General features: G+C 70.5%; 14 protein-coding genes. 5 read left to right on the top strand and 9 right to left on the bottom strand.

Annotated features, from left to right (window positions below; translation table 11 throughout):
• Positions 1–107 precede the first annotated feature (107 nt).
• The 3 genes from EJP69_RS16275 (at position 108) to EJP69_RS16265 (ending at position 3679) form a co-directional block, all read left to right on the top strand.
• Positions 108–506 (top strand): tautomerase family protein, encoded by a 399-nt coding sequence (locus EJP69_RS16275; RefSeq protein WP_126471443.1) that lies wholly within the window; start codon positions 108–110, stop codon positions 504–506.
• A gap of 64 nt (positions 507–570) precedes the next feature.
• A complete protein-coding gene (locus EJP69_RS16270; RefSeq protein WP_126471441.1) occupies positions 571–1947 on the top strand; it encodes a tetratricopeptide repeat protein in 1377 nt (458 codons plus the stop codon).
• Between the two features lie 127 nt (positions 1948–2074).
• Entirely contained in the window at positions 2075–3679 is a 1605-nt protein-coding gene (locus EJP69_RS16265) for an N-acyl-D-amino-acid deacylase family protein (RefSeq protein WP_126471439.1), read from the top strand.
• A 7-nt stretch (positions 3680–3686) separates the two neighbouring features.
• Here EJP69_RS16265 and EJP69_RS16260 read toward each other — a convergent pair whose 3' ends face one another.
• A complete protein-coding gene (locus EJP69_RS16260; protein WP_126471437.1) occupies positions 3687–4385 on the bottom strand; it encodes a histidine phosphatase family protein in 699 nt (232 codons plus the stop codon).
• 31 nt (positions 4386–4416) lie between these two features.
• Positions 4417–5061, bottom strand: a complete 645-nt coding sequence (locus EJP69_RS16255; RefSeq protein WP_126471435.1) for a Yip1 family protein — start codon at positions 5059–5061, stop codon at positions 4417–4419.
• 126 nt (positions 5062–5187) lie between these two features.
• Here EJP69_RS16255 and EJP69_RS16250 point away from each other — a divergent pair, with 126 nt between their 5' ends.
• Positions 5188–5898, top strand: coding sequence for an alpha/beta fold hydrolase (locus EJP69_RS16250; RefSeq protein ID WP_093206693.1), 711 nt, complete (start codon positions 5188–5190; stop codon positions 5896–5898).
• Positions 5899–5920: 22 nt separating this feature from the next.
• Here the strand turns inward: EJP69_RS16250 and pcp are convergent, their stop codons facing one another.
• The 7 genes from pcp to EJP69_RS16215 all read right to left on the bottom strand — a co-directional run bounded on the left by pcp (position 5921) and on the right by EJP69_RS16215 (position 10967).
• Entirely contained in the window at positions 5921–6583 is a 663-nt protein-coding gene (gene pcp / locus EJP69_RS16245) for a pyroglutamyl-peptidase I (protein ID WP_126471433.1), read from the bottom strand.
• Between the two features lie 32 nt (positions 6584–6615).
• The gene (pxpA, locus tag EJP69_RS16240) at positions 6616–7356 is read right to left on the bottom strand and encodes a 5-oxoprolinase subunit PxpA (protein WP_093206691.1); all 741 of its coding nucleotides are present in this window, start codon (positions 7354–7356) and stop codon (positions 6616–6618) included.
• 61 nt (positions 7357–7417) lie between these two features.
• Entirely contained in the window at positions 7418–8416 is a 999-nt protein-coding gene (locus EJP69_RS16235; protein WP_126471431.1) for a 5-oxoprolinase subunit C family protein, read from the bottom strand.
• Positions 8413–9075, bottom strand: a complete 663-nt coding sequence (gene pxpB / locus EJP69_RS16230; protein WP_126471429.1) for a 5-oxoprolinase subunit PxpB — start codon at positions 9073–9075, stop codon at positions 8413–8415. The genes EJP69_RS16235 and pxpB overlap by 4 nt, the downstream gene beginning before the upstream one ends.
• 6 nt (positions 9076–9081) lie before the next feature.
• Entirely contained in the window at positions 9082–9585 is a 504-nt protein-coding gene (gene coaD, locus EJP69_RS16225) for a pantetheine-phosphate adenylyltransferase (RefSeq protein ID WP_019658578.1), read from the bottom strand.
• A 43-nt stretch (positions 9586–9628) separates the two neighbouring features.
• Entirely contained in the window at positions 9629–10297 is a 669-nt protein-coding gene (locus tag EJP69_RS16220; RefSeq protein WP_126471427.1) for an RsmD family RNA methyltransferase, read from the bottom strand.
• Between the two features lie 34 nt (positions 10298–10331).
• Positions 10332–10967: a LysE/ArgO family amino acid transporter gene (locus tag EJP69_RS16215; RefSeq protein WP_126471425.1), complete on the bottom strand. Its 636-nt coding sequence runs from the start codon at positions 10965–10967 to the stop codon at positions 10332–10334.
• A gap of 78 nt (positions 10968–11045) precedes the next feature.
• Here EJP69_RS16215 and EJP69_RS16210 point away from each other — a divergent pair, with 78 nt between their 5' ends.
• Positions 11046–11960, top strand: coding sequence for a LysR family transcriptional regulator ArgP (locus EJP69_RS16210; RefSeq protein ID WP_093206686.1), 915 nt, complete (start codon positions 11046–11048; stop codon positions 11958–11960).
• Positions 11961–12064 lie beyond the last annotated feature (104 nt).

Here is a 12064-nt window from a genome sequence, read left to right as displayed (position 1 = left end):
ATCCATCCGTTATTCCGATGGAATGCATCATATCTTCCCGCTTTTCCGATGGCCATCGGACTCCCACAATCACCCCATCGACAACCCGTTAATCCAAGGAGTCCACCATGCCCCACATCGTCGTCCACCTCTCCGGCCAACCCAACGCCGACCTCACCCGCAAGACCGTCGACGTCGTTGCCGAGCTCACGCAGAGCGTGCTCGGCAAGCAGCTGCCGGTCATCGCCATCACCGTGCAGTACATCGCCGCCGACGCCTGGTTCATCGGCGGGCAGTCGCTGGCCTCGCTGGGCAAGTCGGCCTTCCACCTCGACATCAGCATCACCGACGAGACCAACACCAAGGCCGAGAAGGCGCGCTACCTGCGCGAGGTGCACGCGGCCATGGCGAAGATCCGGCCGGACCTGCACGAGGTGTCGTACATCCACGTGATCGACGCGCGCGGCGCGGCCTACGGCTACGGCGGCAGGACGCAGGAGTACCGCCACCAGCAGGCCGGCGTCTGAGCCGCGTCGTCGAACATCGTCGCACGACGTTGAAGCATCGCCGGGGGCATGGCACCATGCCGCCATGCCCTCCGGAACCCCCACGAACAGCGCCCCGCCCTTCGCCGACAGCCTCGGCAACCCGCTCACCCTCGACGATGCCGCCAGCCTGCCGCTGGTCGACGACTTCGTCATGGGCTTCATCTCCAGCGAAGCCCGCGCCGTCAACCTGATCGCGCTGGCGGACGCCGACGCGAGTCCCATCGTGCAGGCCTACTGCGCCACGCTGCACCTGTTCGCCGAGTCGCGCGAGGCCGCGGCCAATGCGCGGCCGTTCCTCGCGAAGGCCCGTGCCGGCGCTGCACGCGCGACGCCGCGCGTGCAGCGCTACATCGCAGCCATCGAAGCCTGGGCCGACGGCGACATCGCACGCGCCATCGCGCTGCACACCGAGCAGGCCCTGGAGCATCCGCGAGACCTGGTCTCGGTCAAGCTCGGCCAATACCACTGCTTCAACACCGGCGATTGCCCCGGCATGCTGCGGCTCGCGCTGGCGGTGCTGCCGCATGCGGCCGACGTGCCCTACGTGCACGGCATGGCGGCCTTCGGCTACGAGCAGTGCCACCTGATGCGCGAGGCCGAGGCGAGCGCGCGCCGCGCCATCGCCATGTGCCGCAAGGAGCCGTGGGCCCATCACGCGCTGGCGCACGTCATGCTCACCGAGGGCCGGCTCGCCGAGGGGCTGGCGTTCATGGAAAGCGTGAGCGACACCTGGACCGGGCTCAACTCCTTCATGGTCACGCACAACTGGTGGCACGTGGCGCTGTTCCTCATCGACATGGGCCGCGATGCCGAGGCGCTCGCGGTGTACGACGAGCATGCGTGGGGCGTGGTGAAGGACTACTCGCAGGACCAGATCGGCGCGGTCTCGCTGCTCGCACGGCTGGAGCTCGCGGGCATCGACGTGGGCGATCGCTGGAGCGACGTGGCGGGCTACCTGCGGCAGCGCCAGGCCGACCATGTGCTGCCCTTTCTCGACCTGCAATACCTCTACGGCCTCGCGCGCGCCGGCCGCCCGGAGGCCGATGCCTTGCTGCGCAACATCGTGGCCTTCGCGCCGGATGCACCTGCCTCGACCCGCGCGGCATGGCAACGCGTGTGCGTGCCGGCCGCGCACGGGCTGGTGGCGCATGCGCGCGGCGACCTCGCTGCGGCCATCGAGGGCCTGGGCACGGCCCTGCCGCGCATGATCGAGATCGGCGGCAGCCATGCGCAGCGCGACCTGTTCGAGCAGGTGTACCTCGATGCGCTGGTGCGCAGCGGCACCGAAGCCTCGCTGGCCGCCGCGCAAGGCATCCTGCAGCAGCAGCTCAACGGCCAGCCCGAGTCGCTGCGGCTGCGCCGGCAGACGGCGGCGGTGTACCGGCGGCTGGGCCTCGGGCAGCTCACGACACAGGGCTGAGCACGGCCCGGCAGCCCATGCCTTCAGGTCATGGGGCATGGTGCAAAAGGAATTGGCGAGGGCGCGGAGACGGCTCCTAAACTGGCCGCACTCCTTCAACAAGAAGCCTTCGCGGGCCAACCATCCCATGCGCAAGTCCCTCGTCACGCTGGCGGTTCTCTCGACCCTCGCGCCCTTCTCCGTCAACCTGCATGCCGCCAACGAAGCCCCCGTCGCGCTCGACCTGCTGCTGCGCGGCGGCACCGTCTACACCGGCGACTCCGACACGCCGGTGGTGGGCGACGTTGGCATCGCAGGCGATCGCATCGTGTTCGCCGGCAAGGCTGCGCCGACGCAGTTCACCGCGAAGCGCGTGATCGACGCCACGGGCATGGTGGTGGCGCCGGGCTTCATCGACGCGCACACGCATGCGGATGCCGACCTGCACTCCAGCGACCCGAAGAAGCGCCTGAACATTCCGTTCATCACGCAGGGAGTGACCACCGCGGTGATCGGCAACGACGGCTTCGGCGGATTCGACATCGCGGCGCAGGCGCAGAAGCTGCGCGCCGCGCCGGTGGGCACCAACGTCGCCATGTACGTGGGCTTCGGCCCGGTGCGCATGAGCGAGCTGGGCGAGGCCAACCGGGCGCCGACGCCCGAACAGCTCGAGGCGATGAAGAAGCGCGTGAGCCAGGGCATGTGCGAAGGCGCGCTGGGCCTGTCGACGGGCCTCTTCTACACGCCGCAGAACTTCTCGAAGACCGAGGAGGTCATCGAGCTCGCGAAGGTGGCGGCGCGGCATGGCGGCCTCTACGACAGCCACATCCGCGACGAGTCCATGTACAACATCGGCCTCAAGGGCTCCATCGACGAGGTGATCCGCATCGGCCACGAGGCGAAGCTGCCGGTGCACGTGGCGCACATCAAGGCGCTGGGCGTCGACGTGCAGGGCCAGAGCGGCGACATCATCAAGCGCATAGAGAAGGAACGCGCGGGCGGCCTGGACATCACGGCCGACCACTATCCGTGGACTGCGTCGAGCACCCGCTTCTCGGCCGCGCTGCTGCCGCCCTGGGCCAACGAAGGCGGCCGCGCGGCGACGCTGCAGCGCTTCGACGACGCCTCGCAGCAGGAGCGCCTGCGCAAGGACATGCGCGAGAACCTGCGGCTGCGCGGCGGCCCCGAGACCATTCTGTTCTCGGCCGGCAGCACGAAGTACGTGGGCAAGACGCTGGCCGACGTGGCCAAGGCGTCGAACGCCGATCCGGTGGACGCAGCCATCGCCGTGCTGCGCGACGGCGACCTGATGATCGCCTCCTTCAACCAGAGCGACGACGACGTGCGCGCCTTCATGAAGCGGCCATGGGTCATGACCTCGTCCGACTCCTCGCTGGGCCATCCGCGCGCCTACGGCACCTTCGCGCGCAAGTACGACCAGTACGTGGTGAAGGAGCACACGATCTCGCTGGCGCAGTTCATCCGCGGCAGTTCGTCGCTCACGGCCGACACGCTGGGGCTGAAGCAGCGCGGCCACCTGCGTCCGGGTTACTACGCGGACGTGGTGGTGTTCGATCCGGCGCGCTATGCGGCGAAGGCCACCTACACGCAGCCGACGTTGCTGTCGGAAGGCGTGACCACGGTGCTGGTGAACGGACAGCTCGCGGTGGACGGCGGCAAGCCCACGGGCGTGGGCGCCGGCCAGCCGCTGCTGCGCACGCCGAAGCCGGGGAGCTGCGGCTCGGCCGGCTGAGGCAGCCTCAGCCCTTGTTCTTCAGGTGCCGCGTCTGGTCGTAGGTCGGCTGCGGCGGCAGGTCGGCCAGGTGCCGGGTGTCGGCCCACTCGACGATCTCGATGTCGTCGGGCCGCTGCGGATCGGCGATGCGGATGCGATTGAAGCCCGCGTTGGGAATCTCGCTGCGGCGCGGCCCGCTCAGGCTGAGCCCCCTGGCGGTGCGCCACACCATGTCGAGCACGCCGCCGTGGGTGACGACGATCAGGTGCTGCCCCTTGTGCGCGGCCGCGATGCCGCCCAGCGCCGCGACGATGCGCGTGTGGAACTCGCGCGCCGTCTCGCCCTCTGGCATGGCGTGGTCCTCGCGGAACTCCAGCCATTCCTCCCAGGCACGCGGATGCAGGCTCTGGATCTCCTCGGAGCGCATGCCCTCGACCACGCCGAAGAACTGCTCGCGCAGCGCCGCCGAGGTGACCACCGGCAGCGACAGCTGCTGCGCCCCGGGCGCCGCCGTCTGCTGCGCGCGCATGAGGTCGCTGCTGATGACGTGCTGCACCGCCGTCTCGCTGGCCAGCCTCAGGCCGAGGCGGCGGGCCTGCTCGTGGCCGATGTCGTTGAGCGGAACGTCGGCGTGCCCCTGGAAGCGGAGCTCGCGGTTCCAGGCGGTCTCGCCGTGGCGGATGAGGATCAGGTCGGTGGTGGTTTCGGGCTTGGGCGTTGGCATTGCCGCCCATTTTCCACCCTGCGAGTGACGCTCAGGTTTTCACGCTCGCACCCTGTTGCACGACCGCCACCACCGCTTCGGCCGCGGACACCGCGCCCAGTCGCATCGGCGACGGCGTGAGCAGCGCCAGCACCCAGGCGATCACCACGCCGCCGACGATGGCGCAGACCACCACAACGGCGGTGTACGCCACGGCCTTGTCGGGCGGGCACTTCATGAGCACCGGCAGGCCGGTGTAGAGCAGGTAGACGCCGTAGAGCGCCGCCAGCGCGCCGAGGACCGACAGCGAGGGCAGCAGGCTGAAGACGCCGCCCACGAAGGCCGCAGTGCTCGCATAGGCCGAGAGCTTGAGCGCACCGATCTGGCTCTTGGTGCCTTCGAAGGTGGGCGCCATCGCGTCGATGATGAGCGCGAGCACGAACACCATCACCAGCGACAGCACGTAGCCCACGATCATGTTCGCGAGCCCCGAGGCCAGCGGCACGCGGAAGCTCACGCCGAAGGCGCCGATGCCGATGAGCGACAGGCCGATGAAGCTGGCCACCGCCGGGATCAGCGCGAGGATCATCACGTAGTTCTTGTAGAGCGATGCGGCGTCGGCCGGCTCCGAGTCGATCTCGGGCCAGGTGGCCTTGGGCTTGAGCAGGATGGCTTGGACGCGTTCGACCAGATTCATTGCGGGGTTCCCGGACATGTGACTTGGAGTATGTCGAGGCCGGCCTCCGATGGCTGCTGGCCATGAGGCCTATGCCGCGACCTATGCCGCTGCGCTCGCTGCGGCAATCGCGCAGAATCCGTGACCATGCCCAATCTGATCCTGCTGCCCGGCCTCGCCTGCGACGAGCGCATCTGGGAAGCCCAGCTGCCCGCCCTTCCCCCCGCCTTCGGCGCGCGCGTGAGCGACGTCCAGCGGCACAACGACACCATCGAAGGCATGGCCGCAGCCGTGCTGCGCGACAACGAGGGGCCGCTGGTGCTCTGCGGTGCCTCGATGGGCGGCATGGTCGCCATGGAAGCGGCCCGCCAGGCCCCCGAACGCATCGCCGGGCTCGCGCTGCTCGGCACCAGCGCGCGGCCCGAGACGCCCGACATGTTCACGCTGCGCGAAGGCGCCATCGAGTACTTCGAGCGCGGCGAGCTGCGCGAGGTCATCGAGCCGAACGTCTACTTCGCCTTCCACCCCGCGCAGGCAGCCGACGAAGTGCTGGTGCAGCGCTACCTCGACATCGTGCTCGGCGCGGGCGCCCGGCAGCTCATCAGCCAGAACCGCGCGGTGATGCGCCGGCCCGACGCCCGCCTGCACCTCGCATCGGTACGCGCGCCCGTGCTGCTGGTGTGCGGCAACGAGGACCGGCTCGCGCCCCCCGAGTGCACGACCGAGATGGCGGCGCTTCTGCCGCAGGCGCAGGTCGTCTGGGTGCCCGATTGCGGCCACATGCTGACGATGGAGAAGCCCGCGCTCGTCAACGCCGCGCTCAACGGCTGGCTGGCGAAGCACTTCCCGGCCGCCTGAGCCCTTAAGCCTCCCGGCCGGCTCAGTGCAGCCGGCCGCCGGTCTCGGCGATGTCGTGCTCCACCGCGAGCGCGGTGGTCACGGCGACGCGCAATGCCTTGACCAGCGTTTCGAGCGACATGCTCGGCGCGCCCGGAAAGCGCGCCGCCTGCTGCGGAAGGTAGGGAATGTGGATGAAGCCCCCGCGCAGCCCCGGCACCGGATGCGTCGCGATGCGGTGCATGAGGCCGTAGAAGATGTGGTTGCACACGAAGGTGCCCGCGCTGTTCGAGACCGAGGCCGGAATGCCTGCCGCGCGCAGCTCGCGCACCATGGCCTTGATCGGCAGCGTCGAGAAGTACGCGGCGGGAGCGCCCGGCACCACCGGCACGTCGATGGGCTCCCGGCCCTTGTTGTCGGCAGTACGGGCATCGTCGATGTTGATGGCGATGCGCTCCGGCGTGAACTCGGCGCGTCCGCCGGCCTGGCCGATGCAAAGCACCAGCTGCGGCTGGAGTTCGTCCATCGCGCGCATCAGCGCATCGATGGCGTCGCCGAAGACGCAAGGCACCAGGCGCGCATGCACCGTCGCGCGGCCGACCTTCCAGCCGTCGAGCTCGCGCACGGCGTCCCAGGAGGGGTTGAGCGTCTCCTGCTCGAAGGGCTCGAAGCCGGTGAGCAGGACCTTGATGGGCTTGGCTGCCACGGCCTGCCTTGCTCGTTCAGGCGTTCGAGCCGTCAGGCCATCGCCTGTACGGCGATGCCCTCGGCCTGCAGCCGCTCGCGGATGCGGCGCGCGAAGGCCAGCGCATGGGCGCCGTCGCCGTGCAGGCACACGGTCTGCGCGTTGACGGGCACGACGCTGCCGTCGATGGCGGTCACGCGGCGGTCGCGCACCAGCGAGAGGGTCTGTGCGATCGACTGCTCCTCGCTCTCGATCAGCGCGCCCGGCTGGCTGCGCGGCACGAGGCTGCCGTCGGGCATGTAGCCGCGGTCGGCGAACACTTCCTCCACGGGCTCCAGGCCCGCGCGGCGGGCCGCGTCGATCATGTTGCTGCCCGCGAGCCCGAAGAACCTGAGCGAGGGATCGAAGCGGCGCACCGCCTCGCACAGCGCATCGGCGAGTTCGGGCTCCTTCACGGCCTGGTTGTAGAGCTGGCCGTGCGCCTTCACGTGCGAGAGCTTGCCGCCCTCGGCCTTCACGATGGCCGCCAGCGCGCCCACCTGGTAGAGCACGTTGGCCACGATCTCCTCGGGCGGCAGGTGCATGGTGCTGCGGCCGAAGTTCTCGCGGTCGGGAAAGCTGGGATGCGCGCCGATGGCCACGCCGTTGCGCAACGCCCAGCGCACGCACTGCTGCATGGTCTTCGCGTCGCCTGCGTGCCAGCCGCAGGCGATGTTGGCGGAGCTCACCAGCGCGAGCAGGGCTTCGTCGTTGCCGGCGCCTTCGCCGAGGTCTGCGTTGAGGTCGATTTGCATGGCGGGGCTTCCTTTTGCTGTCGCGGTTCTCTCGCGACTATCTCGCGGTTTTCTGCAAAGTCTATGCCGCGCGCGACCAACCCGCAGCAGCAAGCCCTTGCGCCACCTGCGACAGGTAGCGCTGCTGGCCGGCCCACGCATCCAGCGCCTGCGGCTGGTCGACCTGCACGAGGCGCAGCCTGCCGTTGAGCGGCGCCTGCGCGAGCTTCCAGAGATCGGCGCGGATGACCACGCCGATGCGCGGATAGCCGCCCGTGGTCTGGGAGTCGCCCATCAGGATGATCGGCTGGCCCGAGGGCGGCACCTGGATCGTGCCGGGGATCACGCCCGAGGAGAGCATGTCGCCGCTGCGCTTGCGCTTGAGCTCGGCGCCTTCAAGCCGGCTGCCCATGCGGTTGCTTTGCGGCGTGATGCGCCAGCGCTCGCCCCAGAGCTGCTCGCGCGCGGCCAGCGTGAACAGTTCGAACTCGGGGCCGGGCAGCACGCGCAGGGAGATGGCGCAGTCGTCCTCGCCAGGTCCCCAGTCGGGGCCCCGGACGCCGAAGGCGCGGTGCTGCCGCTGCGCGGCGTCGAGCCTCGAAGCGCCCGTCGGCAGCCGGTCGCCCTTGCGCAGCGCGCGCCCCTCGTGTCCGCCGAAGCCGGCCTTGAGGTCGGTGCTGCGCGAGCCGAGAACCGCCGGCACCTCTACGCCGCCCGCCACCGCCAGCCAGCTGCGCACGCCGGCCTTCTTCACGCCGGGCGCGTTGGCGCCCGCGAGCCTGAGCGTCTGGCCGGCCGCGACCGGCACGCTCCAGCAGGGCCACAGCGGCACGCCGTCGAGGGTGGCCTGGAAGTCGTCGCCGGCGAGCGCGATACGCGTGTCGGTCTCGAACTGCAGCTCGCAGCCGCCCATCGTGAGTTCGAGCCCCGCGGCGCCGTCCGCATTGCCCACGAGCCGGTTGGCCAGCGTGAGCGCGAGCACGTCGAGCGCGCCGCCCGGGCAGATGCCTAGCTGGCGATGGCCGTGGCGGCCCAGGTCCTGCACCGACGCGAGCACGCCGGGCTTGCGGATGACGATCATGTCTGCACGCTCTCCGCCACGAAGCGCACGCGATCGCCGGGGCGCAGCAGCGTGGGCGGCTCGGCCGCGGGGTCGAACAGCTCGAGCGGCGTGCGGCCGATCAGCTGCCAGCCGCCCGGCGACACCAGCGGATAGATGCCGGTCTGCTCGCCGCCGATACCGACCGATCGCGCGGGCACGGCAAGGCGCGGCTCGGCGCGGCGCGGCGTGGCGAGCTCGGGCGGCAGCCCGCCCATGAAACTGAAGCCGGGCAGGAAGCCCAGCAGGTAGACGACGTACTCGGCGCCGGTGTGGCGCCGCACCACCTCGGCCGGCGTGAAGCCGGTGTGCGCCGCGACGTCGGCCAGGTCGGGCCCGTGTTCGCCGCCGTAGGCGACCGGGATCTCGACCAGCCTCCCGCTGACCGCGCCGGCGGCCAGCCTGGGCCAGGCCTCGAGCACCTGGGCGGTGAGCGTGTCCAGGTCGATGACGACGGGATCGAAAGTGAGCGTGAGGTTGTTCATGCCCGGCAGCGTCTCGCCGACGCCGGGCCACTCCCGCGCATGCTCGGCCAGCGCCCAGATGCGCTGCTGCTGCGCCAGAGTGGCCGGCGCGGGCAGCTCGCACAGCAGTGCTGCATCGCCCAGCAGATGCAGGCGGGGCGGAGGGGTGCCGCTCATTGCGGCTTATTCACGGCCGAGGCTGCGGACCTTGGCGGCGAGCTGCTGCTCCACGTTCGGGGAGACGAACTTGTGGACCTCGCCGCCGAGCATGGCGATCTCGCGCACGAAGGTGCTGGAGATGAACTGGTACTTGTCGCTTGGGGTCAGGAACACGGTCTCGACGTCGGGCATCAGCGAGCGGTTCATGCCGGCGAGCTGGAACTCGTAGTCGAAGTCGGTCACGGCGCGCAGGCCGCGCACCATGGCCTTGCCGCCGCGCGCGACGACGAAGTCGCGCAGCAACCCGGAGAAGCTCTCGACGGAAACCTGGTCGCTGTAGGGCTTGACGGCCTCGCGGGCCATGTCGATGCGTTCGGACAGCGTGAACAGCGCCTTCTTGTGGTGGCCCGCCGCCACCGCGACGATCACCTTGGAAAAGAGCTGGGTGGCACGGCGCACCACGTCCTCGTGACCGAGGGTGATGGGGTCGAATGTGCCGGGATAAACCGCGATGACGTTGCTGGCCATGGTTGCTTCTTCCTCATGCTGCCGGTGCGGCTTGTCCGGCGGATTATGCAGTCCCCTGCGCCGCCGGCCTCAGCAGATGCGCGTGAACCGCGCCGGCCTTGAGGTAGCGGAACTCCGCGAGGCCAAGCGCCGCGAGCTCTTCGCCGCTCCAGCGACGCGGCGCCTCGAGGTACACAGAGCCCTCGGCGCGCAGTGCGCGCGCGGCGGCGCGAAGCGCGGGTTCGTAGAGGGCGACGTTGTCGAAGGGCGGATCGAGGAACACGGCGTCGAGGCTGCCGGCCGGCGCGCGTTCGAGCGCCGTGACGCCGTTGCCGCGCTCGATGCGCACGGCCTCGGCCTCGAGCTTGGTCTTCACGGCCTGCAGCTGGGCGACGAGCGAAGCGTCCTGCTCGCACAGCAGCACGCCGGCCGCGCCGCGCGAGGCAGCCTCGAAGCCGAGGGCGCCGGTGCCCGCGAAGGCATCCACGCACTGCCAGCCCGGCAGCTCGCCGCCACCGGCACCGGCCAGGCTCGCGAGCCAGTTGAAGATGGTCTCGCGCACGCGGTCGGGCGTGGGGCGCAGGCCGGGCTTGTCGGCCACGGCGAGGCGGGTGCGCTTCCATTCGCCGCCGATGATGCGCACCTCGCTGGGCTTCGACGGGCGCTTCACCGCAGGCTTGGACTTGCCTGCTGGCGCGGAACGGGAGGCTGGGGCGGCTTTCTTCTGGGGCATGCGGCGAGCTTAACGCCGCCGCATGCGCTGGCTCTCACGCCCCCGTCAGCGCGCGCCGCGCCAACATGGCCGCCAGCACGAGCATGGTGCCGCCGACCAGCGCGTCGAGCATCTGCCAGGCGCGCGGCCGGGCGAACACCGGCGCGAGCAGCCGCGCACCGAAGCCCAGCGAGGTGAACCACAGCACGCTCGCCGCGCTGGCCCCTGCCACGAACCAGACCTTGAGCATGCCCGCGTACTGCGCGCCCGCGCTGCCCACGAGCAGCACCGTGTCGAGGTAGACGTGCGGATTCAGCAGCGTGAAACCGGCCGCCTGCGCCACCACGGCGGTGCGCGACAGCGAGATGCCCTGCGCCGTGGCCTGCAGCGCCGCGGGCTGGCGCGAACGCCACAGCGCCCTGAGCCCGTAGGCGCACAGGAAGGCCGCGCCGAGCCCCGCGAGCACGGTGGCCAGCATCGGCCGTCCCTGGAGCACCTGCGCCATGCCGGCCACGCCGGCGCCGATCAGCACCGCGTCGCTGGCGGCGCAGAACAGCACGACCGCGCCCACATGCTCGCGACGCAAGCCCTGGCGCAGCACATAGGCGTTCTGCGCGCCGATGGCGACGATGAGGACCAGGCTCATGAAGAGCCCGTTGGCGAAGGCGGTGGTGACGTGTACGGCTTGCATGCTTCGAGGATGCCGTCCGCACCGAATTAATTCAAACTAAACTTTCTTAATCCGATTCAGTTTTTCTTCATTCAAACCATGCTGGACTACGCCGCCCTGAACGCCCTGGCCGCCGTCGTGCGCGAAGGCAGTTTCGAACGCGCCGCCCGCGCGCTGCATGTCACGCCCTCGGCGGTGTCGCAGCGCATCAGGCAGCTGGAGGAACGCACCGGCGGCGCCCTGCTGGTGCGCGGCCAGCCCTGCGTGGCCACCGAGGCCGGGCAGCAGCTGTGCCGACACGTCGAGCGCGTGGGCATGCTGGAGCACGAGCTGCGCGAGACCCTGCCCGCCCTGGGCATGGGCGGCGGCGAGGCGGGCGACGAGCGCGTCACGATACGGGTGGCCGTCAACGCCGACACCCTCGCGACCTGGTTCATCGCCGCCGCCTCGGCCTTCGCTGCGCAGGAACCGGGCGCGCTGCTCGACCTCTCGGTGGACGACCAGGACCACACGGCCGAACGGCTGCGCAGCGGCGCGGTGCTCGCGGCGGTGACGGCGCTGGCCCAGCCGGTGGCCGGCTGCAACAGCGAGGCGCTGGGCACCATGCACTACGTGGCGGCGGCCAGCCCGGAGTTCGTACGCGAGCATTTCGCAAAAGGCGTGGGCGCCCGCACGCTGGCGGAGGCGCCGAGCCTGGTGTTCGACCGCAAGGACCGGCTGCAGGCGCGCTGGGTACGGCGCATCTGCCACCGCAACGTCGAGACGCCCAGGCACTGGATCCCGTCGCCCAGCGCCTTCGTCGAGGCGGCGTGCTCGGGCATGGGCTGGGGCATGCACCCCGTCAGCATGGTGGCCGACGCACTCAGGGAAGGAAGGCTGGTCGAGCTGGTGCCGGGCTCGACGCTGCCGGTGCCGCTCTACTGGCAGCACGCGCGCGCGGCGCCGAAGCTGCTGGAGCGGTTGGGAGCCGCCGTGCGCGCAGCCGCCGGCAGCGGCCCGCACGCCTTGGGCTAGGCACTCCCCCCAGGCTTCGCGCGCTTCGTGTCGCTGCGCCCCCCTCGCCTGGGACGACACCTGCGGCCCGGCGGAGCCGGTTCCGCGGTGCCCACGAAGGAGCC

It is taken from the genome of Variovorax gossypii (assembly GCF_003965815.1).
GTDB classification, from domain to species: Bacteria; Pseudomonadota; Gammaproteobacteria; order Burkholderiales; family Burkholderiaceae_C; genus Variovorax; species Variovorax gossypii.
This window is presented reverse-complemented; position numbering and strand designations above follow the sequence as displayed.

Excerpts from the sequence above, each read along its gene's own strand:
- EJP69_RS16275 (WP_126471443.1), top strand. The coding sequence starts at position 108 with ATGCCCCACATCGTCGTCCACCTCTCCGGCCAACCCAACGCCGACCTC.
- EJP69_RS16270 (WP_126471441.1), top strand. The coding sequence starts at position 571 with ATGCCCTCCGGAACCCCCACGAACAGCGCCCCGCCCTTCGCCGACAGC.
- EJP69_RS16265 (WP_126471439.1), top strand. The coding sequence starts at position 2,075 with ATGCGCAAGTCCCTCGTCACGCTGGCGGTTCTCTCGACCCTCGCGCCC.
- EJP69_RS16260 (WP_126471437.1), bottom strand. The coding sequence starts at position 4,385 with ATGCCAACGCCCAAGCCCGAAACCACCACCGACCTGATCCTCATCCGC.
- EJP69_RS16255 (WP_126471435.1), bottom strand. The coding sequence starts at position 5,061 with ATGAATCTGGTCGAACGCGTCCAAGCCATCCTGCTCAAGCCCAAGGCC.
- EJP69_RS16250 (WP_093206693.1), top strand. The coding sequence starts at position 5,188 with ATGCCCAATCTGATCCTGCTGCCCGGCCTCGCCTGCGACGAGCGCATC.
- pxpA (WP_093206691.1), bottom strand. The coding sequence starts at position 7,356 with ATGCAAATCGACCTCAACGCAGACCTCGGCGAAGGCGCCGGCAACGAC.
- EJP69_RS16235 (WP_126471431.1), bottom strand. The coding sequence starts at position 8,416 with ATGATCGTCATCCGCAAGCCCGGCGTGCTCGCGTCGGTGCAGGACCTG.
- pxpB (WP_126471429.1), bottom strand. The coding sequence starts at position 9,075 with ATGAGCGGCACCCCTCCGCCCCGCCTGCATCTGCTGGGCGATGCAGCA.
- coaD (WP_019658578.1), bottom strand. The coding sequence starts at position 9,585 with ATGGCCAGCAACGTCATCGCGGTTTATCCCGGCACATTCGACCCCATC.
- EJP69_RS16220 (WP_126471427.1), bottom strand. The coding sequence starts at position 10,297 with ATGCCCCAGAAGAAAGCCGCCCCAGCCTCCCGTTCCGCGCCAGCAGGC.
- EJP69_RS16215 (WP_126471425.1), bottom strand. The coding sequence starts at position 10,967 with ATGCAAGCCGTACACGTCACCACCGCCTTCGCCAACGGGCTCTTCATG.
- EJP69_RS16210 (WP_093206686.1), top strand. The coding sequence starts at position 11,046 with ATGCTGGACTACGCCGCCCTGAACGCCCTGGCCGCCGTCGTGCGCGAA.